The organism is Roseomonas sp. 18066 (assembly GCF_902706185.1).
Lineage (GTDB): Bacteria > Pseudomonadota > Alphaproteobacteria > Acetobacterales > Acetobacteraceae > Pseudoroseomonas.
The window spans coordinates 1-22,492 of record NZ_CACSJM010000051.1 but is presented as its reverse complement, the minus strand read 5'-3'; the positions used below and the strand labels follow the sequence as shown (position 1 = coordinate 22,492).

Sequence of the window (22,492 nt, the reverse complement as noted above, 5' to 3'; positions counted from 1 at the left end):
AGCCGCGCGGGCAGGCCGGCCTCAGGCCGGCGCCTGCCACCGCGAGCGGCGGTGCAGCGACCCTGGCCGCTGCGCCGCGCTCAGCGGCAGGGTGACGGCGACCAACAGGCCCGCCGGCCGCGCGTCCTGCAAGGTCAGGCTGCCGTCGTAGAGAGCGACCAGGTCGCGGGTGATGGCCAGGCCCAGCCCGCTGCCCGGCTTGGCCTCGTCCAGCCGGACGCCGCGGGTCAGCACGCTGTCGTAATCGGCCGAGGCCAGGCCAGGCCCGTCATCGACCACGGTGACCAGCAGGCTGGCGCTGCCGCGGCTGACCGTCAGCGTCACCTGGTGGCGCGCCCACTGGCAGGCATTCTCCAGCAGGTTGCCGAGGATCTCCATCAGGTCCTGCCGGTCGACCTTGGCGCGCAGCCCGGCATCGCCCAGCAGGTCGATCTCCAGGTCCTTGTTGGCGAAGATCCGCCGCAGCGCGGTGGCCAGCTCCTCTGCCACCTCCATCGGCGCGGCATCCGTGGCGGCGGCGCCCGAGAGCGCGGCGCTGCGGGCGCGCGACAGATGGTGCTGCACCAGCATTTCCATCGCCCGGTTCTGCTCGCGCGCCAGGCGCATGTCGGCCTCCCCCGGCTCCAGCGCCACGCGCTGCACCGCCAGCGGCGTCTTCAGCGCATGCGCCAGGTTGCCGACATGGGCGCGGGCGCGCTCCACCGTGGCGTGGTTCTGCTGCACCAGCGCGTCGATCTCCTCTAGCAGCGGGGCGATCTCGCTCGGCGCCCGGGCATGCGCCAGGGTCGCCTGCTGGCCGGCGCGGACCGCGGCCAGGGCCTGGCGCGCCTGCCGCAGCGGCCGCATGCCCCAGACCAGCTGCAGCGTGCCGCCGACGACCAGCCCCAGGCCGATGACGGCGAAGGAGGTGATCATCAGCCAGGTGAAATGGCTGATCTGCTCGTCGAGCGGCCGGCGGTTCATACCGACCCGGATGCGGATCGCCGCGCGGCTGCCGGCCGGCGTCGCCATCCGCTCGGCCACCCGCACCGGCTCGCCGCGCGGGCCGATGCCGTCATAGACGGCCAGGGCGCCGTCGGCCGGCGCCGCGGCCGGGCCGGACAGCTGCCCGTCCCAGAGCGAGCGCGAGGAGGCGCGGCGCTCGCCCGCCTCCATCTGCCAGTAGTAGCCGGAGAAGGGCTGCAGGAATTCCGGCACCGGCACGTCGCCACTCAGCCCCGGGCGGCCATCGGGCTCCAGCAGCGCGGCATTGACCGCCTTGTGCAGCAGCGCGGTGACGCGGACATCGAAGCCGGCGACCAGCTGCTTGTTGACCAGGCCGAGCACCGCGCAGCCCGACAGGCCAAGCCCGATCGAGACCCAGGCGGCCGAGAGCAGCGCCAGCCGCGCGGTGAGGGAGCCGAAGAGGCGCGGCATTCTAGCCATGGCTGATCCTGTATCCCTGGCCGCGGACGGTCTCGATGAAGCTGGCGTCGAGCTTGCGGCGCAGCCGGCCGACGACGACCTCCAGCGTGTTCGAATCGCGGTCGAAATCCTGCGCGTAGAGATGCTCGGTCAGCTCGGTCTTGCTGACCGGGCGGCCGGCATGCTGGGCCAGGTAGGTCAGCATGCGCAGCTCCAGCGCGGTCAGCCGCACCGGCACCCCGCCCCATTGCGCCTGGCCGCCGACGACGTCGAGCGCCAGCCTGCCCAGCAGGATATCGGCCCGGGCGCGGCCGGCGGCGCGGCGCAGCAGGGCATGCAGGCGGGCCACCAGCTCGTCCATCGCGAAGGGCTTGGCCAGGTAGTCGTCGGCGCCGGCATTCAGCCCGGTCACCTTGTCTGACCAGGAGCCGCGCGCGGTCAGGATCAGCACCGGCATGGGCAGATGCGCCTGCCGCCATTGCCGCAGCACGGACAGCCCGTCGAGCACCGGCAGGCCGAGGTCGAGCACCACGGCGTCATAGGGCTCGGTCTGGCCGAGAAACAGCGCTTCCTCGCCATCGCGCGCATGGTCGACGACGAAGCGTGCCTTCGCCAGCGCGGCGCCGAGCTGATCGGCCAGGTCGGCATTGTCCTCGGCCACCAGCAAGCGCATCCACGGCCTTCCTTCGAGGGGCGACGGCAATCTAGCGGATCGCGGCCGGCGGCGACACGCTTCGATGGCGCCCGCTTAGCCGACGCAGGCTGAACCGAAGCTGAACACGGCCATCCCTCCGGCAGAAGCTCGGCCTTGGCGGAAATCCCGTTCAGCCTGGGTTCAGGCCGGGCCTCGCAAGGTCCAGCCTGTGAAATGCCCGATGGCTGCCAACGACATTTCGAAACGCTGCCTGCCCCGCCGCCCGCGGGCAAGCCGCCTGCGCGCCGATTTCCCGGCCCGGCCTTCCCCCTGTCCCCCTGACACATCCCAGGAAGGAGCTCAGACGATGTCGATCCCCTGCCACGCCGACCTGTCCCGACGAGGCGTCCTGACCACCGGCGCCGCCACCCTCGCCGCCTCGGCCGTGCCCAACGCTCCTGCCGCCGCGCAGGATGGCGGGAACAGCGCCGTGCCGATGGCGCGGGTGACGCTGCGCGTGAATGGCCAGGCGCATCCGCTGGCGCTCGACACCCGCACCACCCTGCTCGACGCCCTGCGCGAGCACCTGCATCTGACCGGCACCAAGAAAGGCTGCGACCACGGGCAGTGCGGCGCCTGCACGGTGATGGTGGAAGGCCGGCGGATCAATGCCTGCCTCACCCTGGCGGTGATGCATGACGGCGAGGCGATCACCACCATCGAAGGCCTCGGCACGCCCGACGACCTGCATGCGATGCAGGCCGCCTTCATCCGGCATGACGGCTATCAATGCGGCTATTGCACGCCGGGGCAGATCTGCTCGGCCGTCGCCGTGCTGGCGGAGATCAAGGCCGGCATCCCGAGCCATGTCACCGCCGATCTCGGCGCCGCGACGGAGGTCACCGCCGCCGAGCTGCGCGAGCGCATGAGCGGCAATCTCTGTCGCTGCGGCGCCTATTCCAACATTCTCGACGCCATCAACGATGTCGCCGGGAGGGCCGCATGAAGCCCTTCACCTATGAGCGCGCGGGCTCACCTGCTGCGGCGGCCCGTGCCGCGGCGGGCAATCCCGGCGCGCGCTTCATCGCCGGCGGCACCAACCTGCTCGACCTGATGAAGCTGCAGATCGAGGCGCCGGCGCATCTGATCGACGTCAATGGCCTGGCGCTGACCGCCATCGAGCCGACCGTCGAGGGCGGGCTGCGCATCGGCGCCCTGGTGCGCAACACCGACCTGGCAGCCGATGCGCGGGTGCGGCGCGACTATGGCCTGCTGTCGCGCGCGCTGCTCGCCGGCGCCTCCGGCCAGCTGCGCAACAAGGCGACCACCGCGGGCAACCTGCTGCAGCGGACGCGCTGCCCGTATTTCTACGACACCAACCAGCCCTGCAACAAACGCCGGCCCGGCAGCGGCTGCGCGGCCCTGCAGGGCTTCAGCCGGCAGCTGGCGGTGATCGGCGGCAGCGACGCCTGCATCGCCACGCATCCTTCCGACATGGCGGTGGCGCTGCGGGCGCTGGACGCGGTGGTGGAGACGGTGCGGCCCGATGGCGCCGCGCGCCGCATCCCGCTGGCCGAGCTGTACCGCGCCCCCGGCGACACGCCGCATCGCGAGACTATGCTGGAGCCCGGCGAGCTGATCACCGCGGTGACGCTGCCGCCCCCCGTCGGCGGCGCGCAGATCTACCGCAAGGTGCGCGACCGCGCCTCCTACGCTTTCGCGCTGGTCTCGGTCGCCGCCATCGTGCAGCGCGACGGGACGGCGCAGGTGGCGCTGGGCGGCGTCGCGCCGCGGCCCTGGCGTGTCGAGGCGGCGGAACCCGCGCTGCGCCGCGGCGCCGGCGCCGCGGCGGCCGCGATCCTGGCCGGCGCCACGCCCACGCATGAGAACGCCTTCAAGCTGACGCTGGTGGAACGGACGCTGCACCAGGTGCTGGCCGAGGCGAGGAGCTGATCCGATGAAGTTCGACACCCCCGCCACCACCAATCCGATCGACCAGATGAAGGTCGTGGGCCAGCCGCTGAGCCGCATCGAAGGCCCGCTGAAGACCGCCGGCCGCGCGCCCTATGCCTATGAGCAGCATGACGTGGTGCCGCACCAGGCCTATGGCCATGTGCTGGTCGCCGCCATCGCCAAGGGCCGCATCCGCGGCATGGACCTGGCCGCCGCGCGCGCCGCCCCCGGGGTGCTGGCCATCGTCACGGCGGCGAATGCCGGCGCGCTGGGCAAGGGCGCGATGAACACGGCGCGGTTGCTGGCCGGGCCGGAGATCGAGCATTACCACCAGGCGATCGGCGTGGTGGTGGCCGAGAGCTTCGAGCAGGCGCGCGCCGCCGCCGCGCTGGTGCAGGTGGATTATGCCGAGGCGCCTGGCGCGCATGACCTGGCCGCCGCCCGCGCCGCCGCCGTGGTGCCGCGCAGCCGCGCCGATTCCACCCTGGGCGATTTCGCCGGCGCCTTCGCCGCCGCGCCGGTGCAGCTCGACGCCACCTACACCACGCCCGCCCATTCGCATGCGATGATGGAGCCGCATGCCTCGCTCGCCGCCTGGGACGGCGACAGCCTCGTGGTCTGGACCTCGAACCAGATGATCGACTGGACCGTCGGCGACCTGGCGCGGACGCTGGCCATGCCGAAGGAGAAGGTGCGGCTGATCTCGCCCTTCATCGGCGGCGGCTTCGGCGGCAAGCTGTTCCTGCGCGCCGACACGCTGCTGGCGGCGCTGGGCGCACGCGCCGCCAGGCGCCCGGTCAAGGTGGCGCTGACCCGCCCCATGATCGCCAACAACACCACGCATCGCCCCGCCACCATCCAACGCATCCGGATCGGCGCCACGCCGGACGGCATGATCACCGCGATCGGCCATGAAAGCTGGTCGGGCAACCTGGCCGGCGGCAAGCCGGAGAACGCCGTCGAGCAGACCGACCTGCTCTATGCCGGGGCGCATCGCCTCTCCGCCCTGCGGCTGGCGGTGGTCGACCTGCCGGAGGGCAATGCCATGCGCGCCCCCGGCGAGGCGCCCGGGCTGATGGCGCTGGAGATCGCCATGGACGAGATGGCGGAGAAGCTCGGCATCGACCCGGTCGCCTTCCGCGTGCTGAACGACACCCAGGTCGACCCCGAGCAGCCGGCGCGGCGCTTCTCGCAGCGCCAGCTGGTCGAATGCCTGCAGCAGGGCGCCGCGCGCTTCGGCTGGGAACAGCGCGACCCGCGCCCGGCGCAGCGGCGCGAGGGGCGCTGGCTGATCGGCCTCGGCGTCGCTGCCGGGCTGCGCAACAACCTGACGATGAAGTCGGGCGCCCGGCTGCGGCTCGACCGGCAGGGCCAGGTGATCGTCGAGACCGACATGACCGATATCGGCACCGGCAGCTACACCATCATCGCGCAGACCGCGGCCGAGATGATGGGCGTCGGCATTGACCAGGTCACCGTGCGGCTGGGCGATTCCCGCTTCCCCGTCTCGGCCGGCTCCGGCGGGCAATGGGGCGCCAACAGCGCCACCGCCGGCGTCTATGCCGCCTGCGTCAAGCTGCGCGAGACGGTGGCGCAGAGGCTGGGCCTCGATCCTGCCCTGGCGGTCTTCGCCGATGGCCAGGTGCGCGTCGGCAACCGCAGCCTGCCGCTCGGCCAGGCCGCCGGCGCCGAAGGCATCGTCGTCGAGGACAGCATCGAATACGGCGACCTCGGCCGCCGCTACCAGCAATCCACCTTCGCCGCGCATTTCGTCGAGGCGGCGGTGGACAGCGCCACCGGCGAGACCCGCATCCGCCGCATGCTGGCGGTCTGCGCTGCGGGGCGCATCCTGAACCCGAAGACGGCGCGCAGCCAGGTGATCGGCGCCATGACCATGGGCGTCGGCGCCGCGCTGATGGAGGAGCTCGCGGTCGACCGGCAGCGCGGCTTCTTCGTCAACCACGACCTCGCCAGCTACGAGGTGCCGGTGCATGCCGACATCCCGCATCAGGAGGTGATCTTCCTCGACGAGACCGATCCGATGTCGTCGCCGATGAAGGCGAAAGGCATCGGCGAGCTCGGCCTCTGCGGCGTCGCGGCAGCCATCGCCAATGCCATCCACAACGCCACCGGCACGCGGCTGCGCGACTATCCGCTGACGCTCGACAAGCTCATCGGCCACCTGCCGGCCCTGGCGTGACCCCGGGGCGTGCGCCAGGCGCCGGCTTTCCGACAACAGGCCTTCAGGGAGGGACCGGCATGGCCCAGGCGGCAGCGATGATGCAGGGACGGGTGCCGGAGGCCTCCCGGCTCGACCTCGAGCATATCCGCTTCTTCGTCACGCTGATGGACGAGGGCGGCGTCACCCGCACCGCGCGCCGGCTGGGGATTTCCCAGGCGGCCGCCTCGGGCCGCCTGGCGCGGCTGCGCGCCGAGCTCGGCGACCCGCTGATGGTGCAGGAAGGCCGCGGCCTGATGCCGACGCCGCGCGCCGCCGCGCTGGCGGATGCGCTGATGCCGGCGCTGCGCGAGCTCGACAGCGCGCTGCAGACCAGGCCGGCCTTCGACCCGCTGCAGGATGAGCGCAGCTTCAGCCTGGGCCTGTCGACGCTGGCCGCCAGCGTCCTGCTGCCGGGGCTGCTGCCACGCTTCCGGGCCGAGGCGCCGCGCTGCCGCCTGCTGACCCGGGAGGCCGATGGCGACACGCTGGCCCGCCTGCTGGACCGCGGCGACCTGCTGGCGATCATCGGCCATCTGGGCGATGCGCTGCCGGCCGGGATGCGCATCCGCAGCTTCGAGCCGATGCGCTGGATGACCCTGCGCGACGCCGCGGCGCCGTCCGTCGCGGCGATCGATGCTTTCAGCCGCCGCCCGCATGCCGAGGTGGTTCCCGGCGATGGCCTCAGCGAGATCATCGATGCCGCGCTGCAGGCCCAGGGCCGCCGGCGCAGCAGCGTGGTCGAGGTCTCCTCCCTGGCCCTGCTGCCGTCGCTGCTGCGCGGCTCCGACCTGGTGGCCGTGGTGCCCGCCGGCTTCGCCCGCAGCCTGGACCCGGCGCAAGGGCTGGCGACCGACCCGCTGCCGGCCGAGCTGGCGGCCGTGGCCGAGATCGGGCCCAACGCCCTGGGCTGGACCAGCCGGCTGGAGGCCTGCCCCTCCGCCCGCTGGTTCCGCGGGCTGCTGGTCGATTGCTACCGGCGGGCGCTGCAAGGGCCGGACGCCCGGGACCTGGCCGGCCCCGCCGCCTGAGCGGATGGCTCCCGCCTTCCGGCGGTCACTGCGGCGGGCGCTCGCCATACCAGTAGGCGGCGGTCACGCCGCCATCCATGAGGACGTCGCTGCCGGTGATGAAGGCCCCCTCCGCGCCCATCAGCAGCGCGGCGAGGCTGGCCACCTCGTCCGGCGTGCCGGCCCGCCCGGCCGCCGAGGCCGCGATCATGCGCCGGTACCCCTCGCCCCGCGGCCCGCTCAGCTCCTCCCGGGCCAGCGGCGTCATGATGATGCCGGGGCTGATGGCATTGATCCGGGCCCCGCGCCTTCCCCAGCGCACCGCCTCGGCCATCACCCGCAGCGCATTGCCGCGCTTCGACAGCTGGTAGGCGTGGAGAGAGTCCCGGACCTGGCCCGGCTGCAGGAAAGGCAGGTCGAGCAGCGCCTCCACCGGCGTCGTCGCCAGCGCCCGGTTCTGCTCGACGGTGAGCGGCGGCAGGCGATGCCCGGATTGCGAGGCGATGACGACACCGGCGCCGCCGCGGGCGATGACGCCGCCAAAGGCCTCGAGCACCAGCGCCGTGCCATAGAGGTCGACCTGCAGGATGGTCGCCGGCGGCGCCTGCGAGGGCGAGACGCCGGCGGCATGGACCAGGCCCACGACCTCGCCCAGGCCGGTGGCGGTCTCGACCAGCGCCTGCACCGCCGCGCGCGCGGCCACGTCGACGGTCGCCACGCTGACCGTGTGGCCGGCATCCTCCAAAATCCCGGCGGCGGCCTCGGCATTCTCCCGCCGGCGGTCGGCCAACAGCAGGTGCCGGCCGGCGCCGAGGCGCCGCGCGATGGCCTGTCCGATCTGCCCGGGGCCGATGACCACGACGACGTCTTTCATGACAATGCCTTTCAGGGGGGGGAAAGAAGGCTGGGCGACGGCGCCTCAGCGGTCGATCTGCGCGTCCAGCGCCGCGGAGAGCGGCGCGCCGGTGATGGCGAGCCGGGCGAAGGCGGCATCGATCGCGGCCAGATCGCCGGCGGTCAGCACGACGTCGGCCGCGGCCAGGTTGTCGTCGAGGTGCCCGGGCCGCGTGCCGCCGGGGATCGGCACGATGAAGGGCTTGCGCGACAGCAGCCAGGCCAGCGCGATGCGCGCCGGCGAGGCCCGCTGCTCCGCCGCCAGCGCGCGCAGGAAGTCGACCACCGCGAAATTGGCCTCCAGCGCCTGCGGGGTGAAGCGCGGGAAGGTGGAGCGCAGGTCGCGCGGGTCGTCGAAGCGGTCGCCGCGCTGAATGGCGCCGGTCAGGAAGCCCTGGCCAAGCGGGCCCCAGGCGACGAAGCCGATGCCCAGCTCCTCGCAGAGCGCGAGCGTGCTGTCCTCCGGCTCGCGCATCCACAGCGAATAGTGGTTCTGGAGAGCCGCCACCGGCTGCACCGCATGGGCGCGCCGGATGTTCGGCGCGCCCGCCTCGGACAGGCCGAAATGCAGCACCTTGCCTTCCTCGATCAGCGCCTTGACCGTGCCCGCCACCTCCTCCATCGGCACCGCGGGATCGACGCGGTGCTGGTAGAGCAGGTCGATGCGGTCGGTCCGCAGCCGCTTCAGCGACGCCTCCACCACCGCGCGGATATGCGCCGGCCGGCTGTCCAGGCCGACGATCCGGTCGCTGCCATCGATGCTGAAGCCGAACTTGGTGGCGATCGCCACGCGGTCGCGCAGCGGCTGCAGCGCCTCGCCGACCAGCGCCTCGTTGACGAAGGGGCCGTAGCCCTCGGCGGTGTCGAACAGGGTCACGCCGCGGTCAACGGCGGCGCGGATCATGCCGATCGCCTCGCCCCGGTCCGTGGCGGGGCCCAGGCCGAAGCTCAGCCCCATGCAGCCGAGGCCGATGGCCGAGACCTCGAGGCTGTCGCCCAGCATGCGCGTCTTCATCTGCGGCCTCCGCTCCTGGTGCATCGGGCGGCCCGGCGGACGCAGCATCGTCCGCGGCCAGCCCGCGCCGGCTATCTAGGGGCTGCGCCATCCAGCGATTAGGCGCTAAATTCTGCATGCCTCAATCATCAGGGTAATGAATGCGCCGCGACGATCTGGCCGACCTGACCGCCTTCCTCGCCGTGGCCGAGGCGCGCAGCTTCACCCGCGCCGCGGCCCGGCTCGGGCAGTCGCAATCCTCGCTGAGCCAGATCGTCCGCCGGCTGGAGGAGCGCCTCGGCCTGCGGCTGCTGACCCGGACCACGCGCAGCGTCGCCGTCACCGAGGCGGGGCGGCAATTGCTGGAAACGCTGCGCCCGGCCATCGACGAGGTCGAGGCCCGGCTGGTGGCGCTCAGCGCCTTGCGGCAGACGCCCTCGGGCAGGCTCCGCATCACCACGGGGCGCCACGCGGTGGAGACGGTCCTGTGGCCGGCGCTCGAGCGGCTGGCCCGGACCTGCCCGGAGGTCGAGGTGGAGGTGTCGGTCGATCCGGCGCTGCGCGACATCGTGGCGGAGGGCTTCGATGCCGGCATCCGCCTGGGCGAGCAGGTGGCCCAGGACATGATCGCGGTCCGGATTGGCGCCGAGCTCCGCATGGCGGTGGTCGGGGCGCCCTGCTACTTCGAGCGGCACCCCCGGCCGGCGACGCCGCACGCGCTGACGCGCCACCGCTGCATCAATATCCGCCTGCCCACGGCGGGGGGCCTCTATCCCTGGGAATTCGGCAAGGACGGCCGCACGCTGAATGTCCGCGTCGAGGGTCCCCTGATCTTCAACGACATGCCCCTGGTGCTGAAGGCGGCGACGACGGGGCTGGGGCTGGCCATGGTCTTCGAGGACCAGGCGACGGCGCTGATCGCCGAAGGTCGGCTGGAGCGTGTCCTCGCCGACTGGTGCCCGCCCTTCCCCGGCTACCACCTTTACTACCCGGACCGGCGGCTTCCCTCCCCCGCCTTCGCCGCGCTGCTGGCGGCGCTGCGCCGGCAGCCGACCGCCGACCAGGCCGGGTAGCGCCGCGGCCGGCAGCGTTCGGGCAGGGCGCCGCGCGAGGCCCCGCTGCAACAACCCTGTCCATCGCGGGTTGAGACGGGGCAAGCCAGGAAGCGGGGAACGACAATGACGGGCAAGGACGGCACGCTGCAGGTGGTCTCCTACGATGGCTCGTCCGGCGGCTGGGGATCCGTCCGCTCCCTCGGCAAGATCATGCGGCGGGAAGGCAATCCGCTCAGCGTGCCGCTGCTGCTGACCCAGCAGAACAAGCCCGGCGGCTTCTCCTGCGTCTCCTGCGCCTGGGCCAAGCCGGCGACGCCGCTGCTGTTCGAGTTCTGCGAGAACGGCGCCAAGGCCACCGCCTGGGACATGAGCAGCGCCCGCATCGAGGCCGATTTCTTCGCCCGGCACACGGTCGCCGAGCTTGAGCACTGGAGCGACCATGCGCTGGAGCAGGCCGGCCGGCTGACCGAGCCGATGCGCTGGGACGCCGCCAGCGACCGCTATGTCCCGACCGGCTGGCAGCAGGCCTTCGACGGCATCGGCGCGGCGCTGCGCGGCATGGCGCCGGACCAGGCGGTGTTCTACGCCTCCGGCCGCGCCGCCAACGAGGCCGCCTTCCTGTGGCAGCTGCTGGCCCGGTTGCACGGCACCAACAACCTGCCCGATTCCTCGAACATGTGCCACGAGAGCAGCTCGGTCGCCCTGCCGAAGACCATCGGCGTGCCGGTCGGCACCGTGCGTCTGGAGGATTTCGAGCACAGCGACTGCATCCTGATCATCGGGCAGAACACCGCGGTGAACAGCCCGCGCATGCTGCACCAGCTGGACGAGGCGGCGCGGCGCGGCGTGCCGATCATCGTCGTCAACCCGCTGCGCGAGCCGGGGCTGGAGCGCTTCACCAACCCGCAGAGCCCGGCCGGGATGCTGGGCGGGATGCTGGGCGGCGGTGCCCACCGCATCGCCTCGCAATATCACCAGCCGCGCGCCGGCGGCGACCTGGCGCTGCTGGTGGGGCTGTGCAAGCTGCTGCTGGAATGGGACGACGCGGCGCGCGCCGCCGGCCGCCCCGCGGTCCTCGACCATGCCTTCATCGCCGAGCACTGCCACGGCTTCGAGGTCTTCGCCGCCAGCATCCGCGGCCATGGCTGGACCGCGCTGGAACGGCAGTCCGGGCTCAGCCGGGCCGCGATGGAGCAGATCGCCGGCTGCTATGCCAAGGCCCGGGCGACGCTCGGCATCTATGGCATGGGGCTGACGCAGCATCGCGCCGGCGTCGACAATGTGCAGATGCTGGTGGCGCTGCTGCTGCTGCGCGGCAATCTGGGCCGCCCGGGCGCCGGCATCTGCCCGGTGCGCGGCCATTCCAACGTGCAGGGCCAGCGCGCCGTCTGGATCACCGAGAAGCCGGAGCTCGCGCCGCTTGACGCGATGGAGCGGCGCTACGGCTTCACCGCGCCGCGCGAGAAGGGGCTGGATGCCGTCGGCGTCACTCAGGGCGTCATCGCCGGCACGGTGCAGGCCGTGCTGCAGCTGGGCGGCAACCTGGTGCGGGCACTGCCCGAGACCAGCCTGCTGGAGCCCGCCTGGCGCCGCCTGCCGCTGACGGTGATGGTCACCACCCGGCTGAACCGCAGCCATCTGGTGCATGGCCGCGCCGCCTGGCTGCTGCCCTGCCTCAGCCGCATCGAGATCGACCAGCAGGCCGGCGGGCCGCAGGTGGTGACGGTGGAGGACAGCACCGCGGTGATCCATCCCTCCCGCGGCATGCGCAGCCCGGCGGCGCCGCGGCTGCGGTCGGAGCCCGCCATCATCGCCGGCCTGGCGAAGGCGCTGCTGCCCGCCAATCCGCGGGTCGACTGGGACGGCTGGGTCGGCGACTACGACCGCATCCGCCAGGAGATCGCGGCGCTGCACCCGGCCTGGTACGCGAATTACAACCAGCGCATCTGGCGGAAGGGCGGCATGGCGCGGGCCAATCCGGCACGCGAGCGGCAGTGGCAGACCGAGACGGGCAAGGCCAATTTCCTGGCCCCCGTCGGGCTCGATGCCGATCCCGACATGGCGGCCGAGGGCGGCGAGGTGCTGCGGCTGATCACCCTGCGCAGCAACGACCAGTTCAACACCACCATCTACGGCTATGACGACCGCTTCCGCGGCATCCATGGCAGCCGGCAGGTGGTGATGATGCATGCCACCGATATCGCGCGCCTCGGCCTGACCGAGGGCCAAGCGGTGACGCTGGAAACGGTCGCCGATGATGGCGTGACGCGGCAGGTGCCTGACCTGGCCGTGGTGCGCTACGACCTGACGCCGGGCTGCATCGCCGGCTATTTCCCGGAATGCAATCCGCTGCTGCCAGCCTGGCACCATGCGCGGGAGAGCCATGTGCCCGCGGCCAAGGCGATCCCGGTGCGCGTGCTGCGCGGCTAGAGCGTGATGGCTTGCGGTGGAATCACCAAGAAGCCTGAATCACGCGATCAAACAGACAGGTAAGGATAAGTTGGCTTCGTTCCACCGAAGCCAGCTCACCCTAGTGCGCGCGGCGGCTGGCCAGCAGCAGGCCGAGGCCGAAGGCCAGCGCCAGCCAGCCCGCCGGGCGAAGCCGCACCGCGCCGCGCGCGGCTGCCAGCCCGTCCTGCACTTGGCGCTCGACCAGCGTCGCCGCGTCGACGGCATAGGGGATGCCGTGCTGCAGCGGGTCGCCCAGGGGGCGGAAGCCGGCCGGCGGCGGCGGCAGGCGGCGGGAGACGGTCATGCGCGGCAGCCCCTTCGGTTCAGGGTGATGCCAGAAGAACCGGCTGCGCCCCGGGTGGTTGCCAGAGGCGATGACAGGGCACGAGACGGGCGGCCAGGCGATCAGAGCGCGCCGCTCGAAATGGCATCATCGAAAAGCCGGAATGGTTCGATGGGGCAGGCTGCCAGAGCCTGCGGCAGGGAGCGCCGCAGGGCTTCGCCTGGGCCATCATCGAGATCGGTCCCGGCTGACACCCCGCGCCATGCCTGGGCAGAGCTCCCGCTTTGGAGCCTGCGCCGGCCGCCGGGGCGCGATTGGTTGCGGTCAAGGTGACATCGGCGGCCTGCAGGCCTACATCCATCACGGCAACCAGGAGGATCCCATGAGCGTGCCAGACGCCTATATGAGGGACCAGGCCGAGCAGCTGGCGCAGCAGCTGCGGCTGACCGATGGGAAGTCGGGCTATGTGGAGGCGTCGCCCGATGCCTACCACGTCTATGTCCGCCGCAAGTGGACCGGCAAGCAGATGGCCGAATGGGACGGCGTCCCGGTGGTCTGGCATGAGAATGTCGGCACCCACAAGGCGGCGAAGCGGTAGAGCGGCCCGTTCAGCCGCCGCGCTTGCCGGCAGGCCGGCTGCCGGGGCCGCCGCCGAGGCTCGCGACCGGCGGGTCGCCCGAATTCTGCGCTTCGTCATAGGCCAGGCGCGACTGCGCGATGCCTGGCCAGTTGTCCCTGATCCAGGCGGTGAAGCCTTCCAGGGCGGGCAGCATGCTGGCGCCCATCGCGGTCAGCGCGTACTCGACGCGCGGCGGCACCTCCGGAAAATAATGACGCGTGAGCAGCCCGTCACGCTCGAGGTTCCGCAGCGTCAGGGTCAGCATGCGCTGGGTGATGCCCTCGATACCGTTCTTCATCGCCGAGAAGCGCAGCCGATGGCCCGGCGCCAAAGCGAGATGCGACATGACGAGGATGGTCCATTTGTCGCCAAGGCGCGCGAGGACGCTGTTCGGGGCGCAGGGCCGGAACAGGGGCCCGCGCTCCGTCTCCTCATAGGGCCGTCCGTGGATCTGTCGGGCCAAGCGGATCATCCTTGTGCCTGAGGGCGGGAAATGTGCCGTCTTCCGGCCGCTTCCCAGGGGTATATATGGGTAACCCTCATGCATCGACGGGGGTTCTCCATGCCGGGCGACACGCAGCCTATCCTGGTCTTCGGGGCCACCGGCCAGCAGGGCGGATCGGTGGCTTCCGCGCTGCTGCAAGCCGGCCGCCGGGTCCGCGCCTTCGTGCGGGACCCGCATGCATCGAGGTCGATCGCCCTGCGTGACGCCGGCGCCGAGCTCGTGCAGGGGCAGCTTGCCGATACCGGCGCGATGCGGGCGGCGATGCGGGGCGTCGCGGGCGTGTTCAGCGTGCAGCCGAGCTCGGGCCAGGGTGCCCTCTACGGCATGCGCGACGAGGACGAGGTCCGCCACGGCATCGACATCGCCGAGATCGCGGTGGAGAGCGGCGTCCGCCACCTGGTCTACAGCTCCTCCAACGCCGTCGGCGAAGAGCCCACGGGAATGGGACATTTCGACAGCAAGGCCCGCATCGAGGCGCATCTGCGGCGCTTGCCCCTGACCACGACCATCATCCGGCCGGCGACCTTCATGGAGATGCTGGTGATGCCCGGCTTCGGCCTGGACCAGGGGCGCTTCGACTTCTTCATGAAGCCGGACCAGCCGATGCAGTTCCTGGCGGTCGAGGATATCGGCAGGATCGTCGCCGCGGTCTTCGCCGATCCGCGGCGCTTCGGTGGCGCGACCTTCGATCTGGCCGGCGACATGGTCACCGGCCGCCAGCTGCAATCCCTGTTCACCGAGGCCGCGGGCCGGCCGATCCGATATGCCCGCTTCTCCGACGACGCTCTGGCGGCCAACCCCTTCCTGGCAAGGCTGACGGAGCTGCTCGACCGCGGGCGCCTGGCGGGCGATGCCGACCTGCAGGCCCTGCGGGCGATCAACCCTGGCCTGCTGTCCTTCCGCACCTGGCTTGCCGGCAGCGGCCAAGCGGCTTTCGCCGCGGCGCTGGGAACATCAGGCGGCTGGCGCTACGGCCGCGGGTAACTGGGCGGGTGAGCTGGGCGGCTGACCGGTCAGCCAGCGCGGCTCGGCGCGCCGCATGCTGGCCTCGCTGCCGAAGCCGCATTGGAACGCGATCTCGCCGACGCGCCCTGCCGCGGTGCGCAGCCGCGAACAGTCCATCTCAGCCCGCAACCGCCCGACCGCCTGGGCCAATGTCGTCCCGGGATGGGCCACGAAGCCGCGATGGACGTTGCCTGGGCTCTTGCCCGCGACGGCCGCCCTCTCCCGCACCGACCAGGACCGGGCGGGCGCAGCGGCGACCGCTCTGACCTCCGGGCAGGTGACCTTGCCATCGGCATCGGGGCCGCCGCCGCCGGCATGCCCCGGCCCGGTCCGTCAGCCGAGGCCCGCGGCGCCGGATGCCCAGGGCCGGGCCGCAAAAGCGAGCGCCTGGGCCGCTGCCGGCTGCGGCCGCCCGAAGAGATAGCCCTGCACCTCGTCGCAGCCGGCGGCGGCGAGGATGCGAAACTGCTCTTCCGTCTCGACGCCCTCCGCGGTGATCGCCATGTCCAGGGCCTTGCACAGCGTGATCACCGACTGGACGATCGCGTCGCTTTCCTTGCGCCGGCCGAGGCTCTGCACGAAGCTCTTGTCGATCTTGACCCGGTCGAAGGGGAACCGCTGCAGATAGCCGAGCGACGAATAGCCGGTGCCGAAATCGTCCAGCGCGACGGCGACGCCCAGGGCATGCAGGCGATGCAGCGTCGCCAGGGTGGCCTCGATGTCGCGCAGCAGCACGGTCTCGGTGATCTCGAGCTCCAGCCGGCTGGCCGCCAGGCCCGAGGCCTGGATGGCGGAGGCGACCGCCGCCATCAGCCGGCTGCTGGTGAACTGCACCGGCGACAGGTTGACCGCCAGCATCACATGGCTGGGCCAGGTCACCGCATCGGCGCAGGCGCGGTGCAGCACCCATTCGCCCAGCGGCACGATCAGCCCGGTCTCCTCGGCCAGGGTGATGAAATGCTCCGGCATGATCATGCCCTGCTGCGGATGGCGCCAGCGCAGCAGCGCCTCGAAGCCGGTGGTGGCGCGCGTGCCGATATCGACCTTGGGCTGGTAGACCAGCTCGAACTCATCGGCATCGATGGCGCGGCGCAGGTCGATCAGCAGCCTCCGGCGCATCTGCGCATGCGCGTTCATCTCGGCCTTGAAGAACCGGACCACGCCGCGCCCGTCGGATTTCGCCCGGTACAGCGCCAGGTCGGCATTCTTCATCAGCTGGCCGATATCGAGGCCATCGCCCGGCGCGACCGCGACGCCGATGCTGACACCGATGATGACGTGGTGGCCATCGATGTCGAAGGGGGCGCTCAGCGCCTCGACGAGGCGACGTGCTAGCCCGGCGTGATCGTTCGGCTGCGCGCCCAGCCCGACCTGGAGGATGGCGAATTCGTCGCCACCGAGCCGGGCGATGGTGTCGCGCTCCCGCGTATGCGCCGTCAGCCGGGCGCTGACATCCTGCAGCAGCCGGTCGCCCACGGCATGGCCCAGGGTGTCGTTGACATCCTTGAAGTGGTCGAGGTCGAGGCACAGGACCGCGCAGGCATCGCCCCGCCTCGCCTGCTCCACCGCCTGTTCGAGCCTGGTCTGGAACAGGGTGCGGTTGGCCAGGCCGGTCAGCGCGTCGTGATGCGCCAGATGCGCGATGCGGGCCTCGGCGCGCCGGTGCTCCTCCAGGATGCCCATCTCGGTGCGCGTCTTCTCGAGCAGATCGCGGTTGGCCAGGTGGCGGATGCTCAGGATGACGAAGCCGAGCACGAGGCCCGCCACGAGGATCAGCCCGACCGCCGTGAAGAGGGCCTGCCGCCGCCACAGCGCCAGGATATCGCCGATGGTGCGCGACACGGTCACCGCGACGGGATAGCCCGACACGGCCTGGACGGCGATCAGGCGTTGCTGGCCATCCAGCGTGCTGGCGCCCTCCGAGGTGCCGCTGTCGGCGGTCGACAGCACCCTCTGGAACAACAGCTCGCCGGGCGGGGGCGGCCGGCCGATGGCGGCCGCCGCATCTGGATAGCGGGCCAGCAGCACGCCATCGCGCCGCCAGATGGCGATGGCGCTGGCCGGTGCCAGGGCCAGGCGCGCCAGGAAGCTTTCCATGCGGGTCAGGCCGATGCCCGCCCCGGCAATGCCGAGGAACCGCCCGTCGGCCGCGCTGATGCGCCGCGTCAGATAGAAGTTCCAGCTGCCGGTCTGAAAATTCTTGGCCGGCGGCGCCAGGTATCGCGTCAGCTTCGGGTTGTCCCGGATGACGCTGAAATGCGGCCGGTCAGCGATGGAGAACACCGCCTGCGGCCAGGCGCGCGTCGAGGCGATGGTCTGGCCGGCTGCATTGGTCAGGAACAGCGCCTCGACATCCGGCAGCGCCTGGGCCCGCGCCTGCAGCTCCTGGTGGATGTCGCGCTCGGCCAGGCGTTCGTTGAACTGCTCGACACTGGCGATGGCCAATGCATTGACCATGTCGACCACCCCCTCCTCGAGGAGCTCGATCGACTGCAGGCTGTTCTCCGTGTAGCGGGCCAGGACCAGGGCCAGGTTGCTGAGCTCCAGCCTTGAATCCGCGATGGCCCGCGCGTGGAGATGCGCCAGCACCAGCGCTGCGACCACGCAGGAGGCTACGACGGCCGCGAGGCCGGACAGCAGCATGCGGCCCGAGCCCCTCGGCAGGCTGTGCCAGGCTTGGTCGCCCCGCGCCGGTTCGAGCTGGCGCGGCAGCAGTCGCTTCAGGAGGCGGGGGAGCAGCGGGCCGGTCGCAGACCTACGCACCTGGCCCCTCCCCGTGCTGATTACTACTCATAGCTGTTCGTTCGGTTCCGCAATGCGACTCTGGCGTGCAGAAGATGATGGTCCGCAACCTCTATTCCCAGGATGTTTCCGAACGATGAATCGGCCTGGGTGGCGCCCTGCCGGGCCGCGCTTCAGCCGCTGTCGATCCGCGTGAAGGGCCGCCTTCGCCGGTCCAGGGTGTGCCGGACGGTATGGCAGCAGAGTTGAAGGATTCCTCAACACTGCTGCTTTAACCACGTTTCTGATGAATTCCGTGATGCCGAGAGCCATCCACGCGACCGCCGCGCAGCGGTGGGATGACCCTACGCTGCGCGGAAGACTTCAGGCCCTTGGTGATCCCAGAACGACCGTCCCGTGGCGCGTTTCGCGTCGCTCACAGGCCCGGATGGATCGTCGCGTTTTGTCGAGACGTGTCAGGCTGTGACACAGAAGGTCGAGGCAGCGGGAGGCGCCATGTGCGGTGCCGTCAGATCGGCAGGTCGGGCTCGCCACGCGGATGGTGCATCGGGCAGCCGCTGCGGGCCTCGCGGAAATCGGCCGACATGCGATAGGCGGCGCGCCGCGTGCGGTTGATCGAGCCGAGCGGCCGATGCGCGGCCAGGCCCTGCCAGGGGTTGAAGGCCATGCCGAGATCCACCGCGCGCGACCGCTCCTCGTTCCAGGACGGCTGCGGGCCGGCGGTGATTCGCGCGACGGCGACATAGGGGCTCATCGTCTCCGGCCATTCCACCGTGGAGTCTTCGATCGGCATCTCGCCGATATCGGTGCAGAGCTGCACGCGCAGCTCCCATTCCGCGGTATTGCCGGCGAAGAAGGCCAGCACCTCCTCACGCAGCGCATCGGGCCGGCCCGAGACCTTGACCTTCGCATCCTTCAACGCCAGCAGCGCGGGCGATACCGGCGCCACCGAGAACTTCGCCATCGAGGCGCCGAACAGGAAGGGCGTGCCGGAATAGAAGTTGTCGCCCAGGATATGCGTGTTGGGATGGCCGCCCATCTGGGTCAAGGTGGCGCTCTTGCCGCCGACGGCCTCCAGCGCCGCTTCCGTGCCGCGCAGCGCCGCGGACAGCACCTTCTTCAATCCCGGCGCCCTGTCGGTCGTCTTGGCCAGCAGCTTGAGATTGCCCAGAAAGGCCTTGGCGGTCGGGGCGGCAAAGGTGGGCGCATTGACCAGGACGAAATCCTGCTCGCGCCCGGCTTCCGAACCCGGCAGGCGCGCACCCTCGACGCCCACGACCTTCACCGCCAGGCCGCGCGGCACCGAGACGCTGTCATCCAGGATGTCGCCGGGATTGGTCGAGAAGCGCAGCACCACCGGATAGCGCCCCAGCTGCGCGAACAGCCCCTGGGCATAGGCCGCCGGCAGGCCCTCCAGCACCTGCAGCTCGCCCCGCAGCAGGCCATGGCTCTTGGCGTGCACGCTGCGCACGGGATAGCCGTAATCCCGGTAGGTGGTCTCGGCGATGCCGCGCAGGGCCTCGACGAGGCCGCCGGTGGTCTCGGCCTCGTCGGGCTCGGGGGTTTCGTAGGCAGGCTCGTAGCGAAGCGGGTGGATGGTCACGGTGTTGCTGTCCTCATGTCCCGGTCAACAACGCGCCGGCAGCACGGCGCGTTTCGGGAGATGGCTGTCAGCGACACAGGGAAGGCGCGCAGCCGGAGACCTGCGGGCGCCCGGCCGAAACCTGCTGAGCGGGGTCTAGGCGGCCAGACGGCCGCTGCCCGAGGCGCCCGCGCTCAGCCCGACCTCCACGCGGTTCCGCCCCGCATGCTTGGCGGCGTAGAGCGCCTGGTCGGCCATGGCGACCAGCTGCCCCGGCGGCGTCAGCCTGTCGGGCCAGATCACCGCGACGCCAGCGCTGATCGTCACCTGCCCCGAGGGGTTGCAGGCATGCGGCATCGCGGTGGAAGCGACCGAGGCGCGGATCTTCTCGGCGACCAGGAAGGCGCCGGAAGTGCCGGTGCCGGGCAGCAGGATGGCGAATTCCTCGCCGCCATAGCGCGCGCCGGTGTCTTCCGGGCGCGTGGCGGCCGCCTGGATGCAACGGCCCACCGCCCGCAGCACCTGGTCGCCTTCCTGGTGACCATACCGGTCATTGTAGCTCTTGAAGCAGTCGGCATCGAGCATGACGAGCGACAACGGCAGCCGGTGCCGCGCGGCGTGGTCCCAGTTCCGGGCCAGGGTCAGGTCGAACTTGGCGCGGTTCGCCAGGCCGGTCAGGCCGTCGAGATGCGACAGCCGCTCGAATTTCGCGGCCGTCTCCGCCAGGGTCATCTCGGCCTGCAGGCGGCGGAGGATCTCGAGCCGGAACATCACGCAGAGCGCCACCATCGAGACGCAGAGCAGCAGCAGGATGCAGGCGATCACCGCGGTCTTGCGCCACCAGGCGGCATAAATGTCGTCGACCGAGCGCGCGATGCTCAGGATCAGCGGATAGTCGCCGACATGGCGGAAGGTGTAGAGGCGCTCGACGCCATCGAGGGCGGCGATACCGGTGAAGCTGCCGGAGGGCGCCGCCATGAAGCGCCGGACGGTGTCGGCGCCGCTCAGGTCGCGGTTGCTCTCGCCGGCGGCGGAGGAGCGGCGGACCAGGATATGCCCGTCATCCTGGAACAGGGTGATCGCCCCCTGGGCCCCGAGATCAAGCCGGGCGAAAAGATCCTGGAAATCGGTCAGCCGCAGCGAGCCGACCACGATGCCGCCAAAGAGGCTGCGGTTCAGCGGCAGCCGGCGGCTGACCGCGACCCGCAGGTCGTTCGGTGCGGCCGAGGCGACGAAGGGGCGGCCGATATACAGGCCGCGATCCGGCTGCTGCTTGTGCACCTGGAAGAAGTCGCGGTCCGAAAGGTCGCGCTCCTCCGGCGAGGGATTGGCCGAGGAGGCGACAACCTTGCCTTCGGCGTTGAGCACGAGCAGCGCGCCGAACTGCCGGGCGCTGGCCGCCCTGTCGAACAGCGCCATCTGCCGGATCTCCGGGCTGCTGGCACTGAGATCGGGCTGCTCCATGGCGACGGCGGCACCCTGCAGCGACAGGTCGTAGGCCGCGAGGCTGCGGGTGATGTCGCGCTCCAGCGCCATGGCCAGGTTCATCGAGGCCTGCTCGGCCCGTAGCCAGGCATCGCGCCGTGCATCGGACAGCACGGCCGCACCGACGAGCAAGGTGCCGAGGGCCACGATCAGGCCCGAGATGACCAGCCAATTCGCCAGCCGCCGCGTCGCGCGCAACGGTACCGACACCGTTCTGGCGTCCTGCAGCATCAAGTTCACTCCTGCCCTTTTGGCGGGAAACACGGTAATGACGCCGTCACCATAACAACCGCGTTATGGCCGAAGTGTTAACCACGGTGTAAGGGCATGCCGCGGCACAACTTTAGATTGTCTCGCAGAAACGGTTGAGCTTCGCGGAGGCCTGGGGCGGCCGCCGATGCTCCTGTTTTACCAATGCTGATATGACGTCTACCAACCTTGCCTGGGCTCCCCCATCGCAGCAGTCGCGCGGGGCGAAGCTGTCCCGCGACGGAAATGCTCCGGCAGCCCTTCGATGCTGTGTGCTGCAACCTCCATCGGCGTGTTTGTGATCCTTGACCTTCCCGAAGCTGGGCCAAGTTCCTTCTGATGCCCATCGATGCCGTTCTCCGCTGCCAGCTTGAGACGCTGATCCGTGCCGCGATGGCTCACGCTGTGGAGACGGCCAAGTCACCGCGCATCGTGGGCGCCGAAATGGCCGAGGCCTGGTTCGCTCAGCGCTACGGTCACCGCGTGGCCTGCAGCGAGGAGGACATCACCGAGCTCCTGGAGGCGCTGGCCAGCATTGCCAAAGGCCTGCCGGGTATCGGCGCGTCCGACCTGCTGCAGGCAAGGGCGATCGCTGGCGCCACAGAGCAGCTCCTGCACGAGCTTGAACATGGTGGCGCCTGAGGCACTGAATTGGCGCCCTGCTGCAGGGCGTCAGGCGGCGTGGGCCGACAACCATGGTGAGCGTGCTTCAGCCCCCAGGGACAGCGAGGCCGGCTGGCGGCCCTCGCTCCGCCACGATGGCCGAAGGTCGATCAGGGCATCGAGATCAGCATGCCTTCGACAGTTGTTCCAGCCGGCCTGTGGCGCGAGCGGGCCATTAACTCCCCGAATCTGGCCCTCCCGAAGCTGGAATTCCCCGACGCTGGCTACCCAGCTTCGCTCCTGGCGGCCATCGCCGTCGTCGCTGGAAAGCGGGCGGTGCAGAGGAGGCATTCGGTCTTATCGAGGCGGTCGCATCCGTTGCTCGCAGAACTCGCCTCACCTCGCCCGGCATGCCGAAGGCTCACCACACCGGGCTGCCGGCGATCAGGCCATTGGCCGCTTCGAGGCGGCTGCGGCGACAACCTTGCGGCGGCCTTAGAAGAACCACTTCGTGTGGCTCTTCCAGATGAGGAGCGGCAGTGTGGTCGAAGCAGAAATCCCTCTGGAGCTCGCCGCGCACCATGAAGCCTGTCGACAACGACGCGCCGCGCCGGCCGTGAACGACGCTGCCGGCCCATCTCCGGCCAGCGCCTTCCGCTCAACAACATGGTCAGGGCGTCAGCGAGCTGAAAGCGCCTTCGGCACCCGGGCCACGGATAGCCAGGAGCTCGGCGCGATGCTGTCGGACGCCGTCATCGTGCCCGCGTGCGAACCCGCGCCGCCGTCCCCCCCCCCTGTCCCTTATA

The 22,492-nt window shown here is 71.0% G+C and carries 18 protein-coding genes; 9 read left to right on the top strand and 9 right to left on the bottom strand.

The features are described 5' to 3' along the window. Nucleotides 1–21: 21 nt before the first annotated feature. A complete protein-coding gene (locus GVN67_RS12505; RefSeq protein ID WP_159996362.1) occupies nt 22–1,416 on the bottom strand; it encodes a sensor histidine kinase in 1,395 nt (464 codons plus the stop codon). A 1-nt stretch (nt 1,417) separates the two neighbouring features. Next, nucleotides 1,418–2,077: a response regulator transcription factor gene (locus GVN67_RS12500; protein WP_159996360.1), complete on the bottom strand. Its 660-nt coding sequence runs from the start codon at nt 2,075–2,077 to the stop codon at nt 1,418–1,420. A 328-nt stretch (nt 2,078–2,405) separates the two neighbouring features. Between GVN67_RS12500 and paoA the strand changes: the two genes are divergently transcribed. The 4 genes from paoA to GVN67_RS12480 are packed head-to-tail and all read left to right on the top strand — an operon-like array spanning nt 2,406 to nt 7,240. Further along, nucleotides 2,406–3,044 (top strand): aldehyde dehydrogenase iron-sulfur subunit PaoA, encoded by a 639-nt coding sequence (paoA, locus tag GVN67_RS12495; protein WP_159996358.1) that lies wholly within the window; start codon nt 2,406–2,408, stop codon nt 3,042–3,044. Then, nucleotides 3,041–3,991: a xanthine dehydrogenase family protein subunit M gene (locus tag GVN67_RS12490; RefSeq protein WP_159996356.1), complete on the top strand. Its 951-nt coding sequence runs from the start codon at nt 3,041–3,043 to the stop codon at nt 3,989–3,991. The genes paoA and GVN67_RS12490 overlap by 4 nt, the downstream gene beginning before the upstream one ends. Before the next feature lie 4 nt (nt 3,992–3,995). After that, entirely contained in the window at nt 3,996–6,191 is a 2,196-nt protein-coding gene (paoC, locus tag GVN67_RS12485) for an aldehyde oxidoreductase molybdenum-binding subunit PaoC (protein WP_159996354.1), read from the top strand. A 59-nt stretch (nt 6,192–6,250) separates the two neighbouring features. Next, nucleotides 6,251–7,240: a LysR family transcriptional regulator gene (locus GVN67_RS12480; RefSeq protein WP_159996352.1), complete on the top strand. Its 990-nt coding sequence runs from the start codon at nt 6,251–6,253 to the stop codon at nt 7,238–7,240. A 25-nt stretch (nt 7,241–7,265) separates the two neighbouring features. Here GVN67_RS12480 and GVN67_RS12475 read toward each other — a convergent pair whose 3' ends face one another. Then, nucleotides 7,266–8,093 (bottom strand): SDR family oxidoreductase, encoded by an 828-nt coding sequence (locus GVN67_RS12475; protein WP_159996350.1) that lies wholly within the window; start codon nt 8,091–8,093, stop codon nt 7,266–7,268. Nucleotides 8,094–8,138: 45 nt separating this feature from the next. Beyond that, a complete protein-coding gene (locus GVN67_RS12470) occupies nt 8,139–9,128 on the bottom strand; it encodes an aldo/keto reductase (protein WP_159996348.1) in 990 nt (329 codons plus the stop codon). A 140-nt stretch (nt 9,129–9,268) separates the two neighbouring features. Here GVN67_RS12470 and GVN67_RS12465 point away from each other — a divergent pair, with 140 nt between their 5' ends. Beyond that, nucleotides 9,269–10,180: a LysR family transcriptional regulator gene (locus tag GVN67_RS12465; RefSeq protein WP_159996346.1), complete on the top strand. Its 912-nt coding sequence runs from the start codon at nt 9,269–9,271 to the stop codon at nt 10,178–10,180. Between the two features lie 105 nt (nt 10,181–10,285). After that, complete coding sequence (locus GVN67_RS12460) at nt 10,286–12,592, top strand: FdhF/YdeP family oxidoreductase (protein WP_159996344.1); 2,307 nt, start codon at nt 10,286–10,288, stop codon at nt 12,590–12,592. A gap of 100 nt (nt 12,593–12,692) precedes the next feature. Here the strand turns inward: GVN67_RS12460 and GVN67_RS12455 are convergent, their stop codons facing one another. After that, the gene (locus tag GVN67_RS12455; protein ID WP_159996342.1) at nt 12,693–12,917 is read right to left on the bottom strand and encodes a hypothetical protein; all 225 of its coding nucleotides are present in this window, start codon (nt 12,915–12,917) and stop codon (nt 12,693–12,695) included. A gap of 361 nt (nt 12,918–13,278) precedes the next feature. Here GVN67_RS12455 and GVN67_RS12450 point away from each other — a divergent pair, with 361 nt between their 5' ends. Continuing rightward, nucleotides 13,279–13,494, top strand: a complete 216-nt coding sequence (locus tag GVN67_RS12450) for a hypothetical protein (RefSeq protein ID WP_159996340.1) — start codon at nt 13,279–13,281, stop codon at nt 13,492–13,494. A 10-nt stretch (nt 13,495–13,504) separates the two neighbouring features. Here the strand turns inward: GVN67_RS12450 and GVN67_RS12445 are convergent, their stop codons facing one another. Then, the gene (locus GVN67_RS12445) at nt 13,505–13,978 is read right to left on the bottom strand and encodes a helix-turn-helix domain-containing protein (RefSeq protein ID WP_159996338.1); all 474 of its coding nucleotides are present in this window, start codon (nt 13,976–13,978) and stop codon (nt 13,505–13,507) included. Nucleotides 13,979–14,077: 99 nt separating this feature from the next. Here GVN67_RS12445 and GVN67_RS12440 point away from each other — a divergent pair, with 99 nt between their 5' ends. Further along, nucleotides 14,078–15,004, top strand: coding sequence for an NmrA/HSCARG family protein (locus tag GVN67_RS12440; protein WP_159996336.1), 927 nt, complete (start codon nt 14,078–14,080; stop codon nt 15,002–15,004). 354 nt (nt 15,005–15,358) lie between these two features. On the opposite strand, the gene GVN67_RS12430 is transcribed toward GVN67_RS12440, so the two are convergent. The 3 genes from GVN67_RS12430 to GVN67_RS12420 form a co-directional block, all read right to left on the bottom strand. Beyond that, entirely contained in the window at nt 15,359–17,668 is a 2,310-nt protein-coding gene (locus GVN67_RS12430; protein WP_159996332.1) for a bifunctional diguanylate cyclase/phosphodiesterase, read from the bottom strand. A gap of 607 nt (nt 17,669–18,275) precedes the next feature. Then, complete coding sequence (locus GVN67_RS12425; protein ID WP_159996330.1) at nt 18,276–19,370, bottom strand: catalase family protein; 1,095 nt, start codon at nt 19,368–19,370, stop codon at nt 18,276–18,278. 135 nt (nt 19,371–19,505) lie between these two features. Further along, nucleotides 19,506–21,065: a sensor domain-containing diguanylate cyclase gene (locus GVN67_RS12420; RefSeq protein ID WP_159996328.1), complete on the bottom strand. Its 1,560-nt coding sequence runs from the start codon at nt 21,063–21,065 to the stop codon at nt 19,506–19,508. A 357-nt stretch (nt 21,066–21,422) separates the two neighbouring features. Here GVN67_RS12420 and GVN67_RS12415 point away from each other — a divergent pair, with 357 nt between their 5' ends. Then, on the top strand, nt 21,423–21,725 hold the full coding sequence (locus GVN67_RS12415; protein WP_159996326.1) for a hypothetical protein: 303 nt from the start codon (nt 21,423–21,425) through the stop codon (nt 21,723–21,725). Nucleotides 21,726–22,492 lie beyond the last annotated feature (767 nt).

Bases quoted from the DNA above. Each gene is read 5' to 3' on its own strand.
- GVN67_RS12505 (WP_159996362.1), bottom strand. From the start codon at position 1,416: ATGCCGCGCCTCTTCGGCTCCCTCACCGCGCGGCTGGCGCTGCTCTCG.
- GVN67_RS12500 (WP_159996360.1), bottom strand. From the start codon at position 2,077: ATGCGCTTGCTGGTGGCCGAGGACAATGCCGACCTGGCCGATCAGCTC.
- paoA (WP_159996358.1), top strand. From the start codon at position 2,406: ATGTCGATCCCCTGCCACGCCGACCTGTCCCGACGAGGCGTCCTGACC.
- GVN67_RS12490 (WP_159996356.1), top strand. From the start codon at position 3,041: ATGAAGCCCTTCACCTATGAGCGCGCGGGCTCACCTGCTGCGGCGGCC.
- paoC (WP_159996354.1), top strand. From the start codon at position 3,996: ATGAAGTTCGACACCCCCGCCACCACCAATCCGATCGACCAGATGAAG.
- GVN67_RS12480 (WP_159996352.1), top strand. From the start codon at position 6,251: ATGGCCCAGGCGGCAGCGATGATGCAGGGACGGGTGCCGGAGGCCTCC.
- GVN67_RS12475 (WP_159996350.1), bottom strand. From the start codon at position 8,093: ATGAAAGACGTCGTCGTGGTCATCGGCCCCGGGCAGATCGGACAGGCC.
- GVN67_RS12470 (WP_159996348.1), bottom strand. From the start codon at position 9,128: ATGAAGACGCGCATGCTGGGCGACAGCCTCGAGGTCTCGGCCATCGGC.
- GVN67_RS12465 (WP_159996346.1), top strand. From the start codon at position 9,269: ATGCGCCGCGACGATCTGGCCGACCTGACCGCCTTCCTCGCCGTGGCC.
- GVN67_RS12460 (WP_159996344.1), top strand. From the start codon at position 10,286: ATGACGGGCAAGGACGGCACGCTGCAGGTGGTCTCCTACGATGGCTCG.
- GVN67_RS12455 (WP_159996342.1), bottom strand. From the start codon at position 12,917: ATGACCGTCTCCCGCCGCCTGCCGCCGCCGCCGGCCGGCTTCCGCCCC.
- GVN67_RS12450 (WP_159996340.1), top strand. From the start codon at position 13,279: ATGAGCGTGCCAGACGCCTATATGAGGGACCAGGCCGAGCAGCTGGCG.
- GVN67_RS12440 (WP_159996336.1), top strand. From the start codon at position 14,078: ATGCCGGGCGACACGCAGCCTATCCTGGTCTTCGGGGCCACCGGCCAG.
- GVN67_RS12430 (WP_159996332.1), bottom strand. From the start codon at position 17,668: ATGCTGCTGTCCGGCCTCGCGGCCGTCGTAGCCTCCTGCGTGGTCGCA.
- GVN67_RS12420 (WP_159996328.1), bottom strand. From the start codon at position 21,065: ATGCTGCAGGACGCCAGAACGGTGTCGGTACCGTTGCGCGCGACGCGG.
- GVN67_RS12415 (WP_159996326.1), top strand. From the start codon at position 21,423: ATGCCCATCGATGCCGTTCTCCGCTGCCAGCTTGAGACGCTGATCCGT.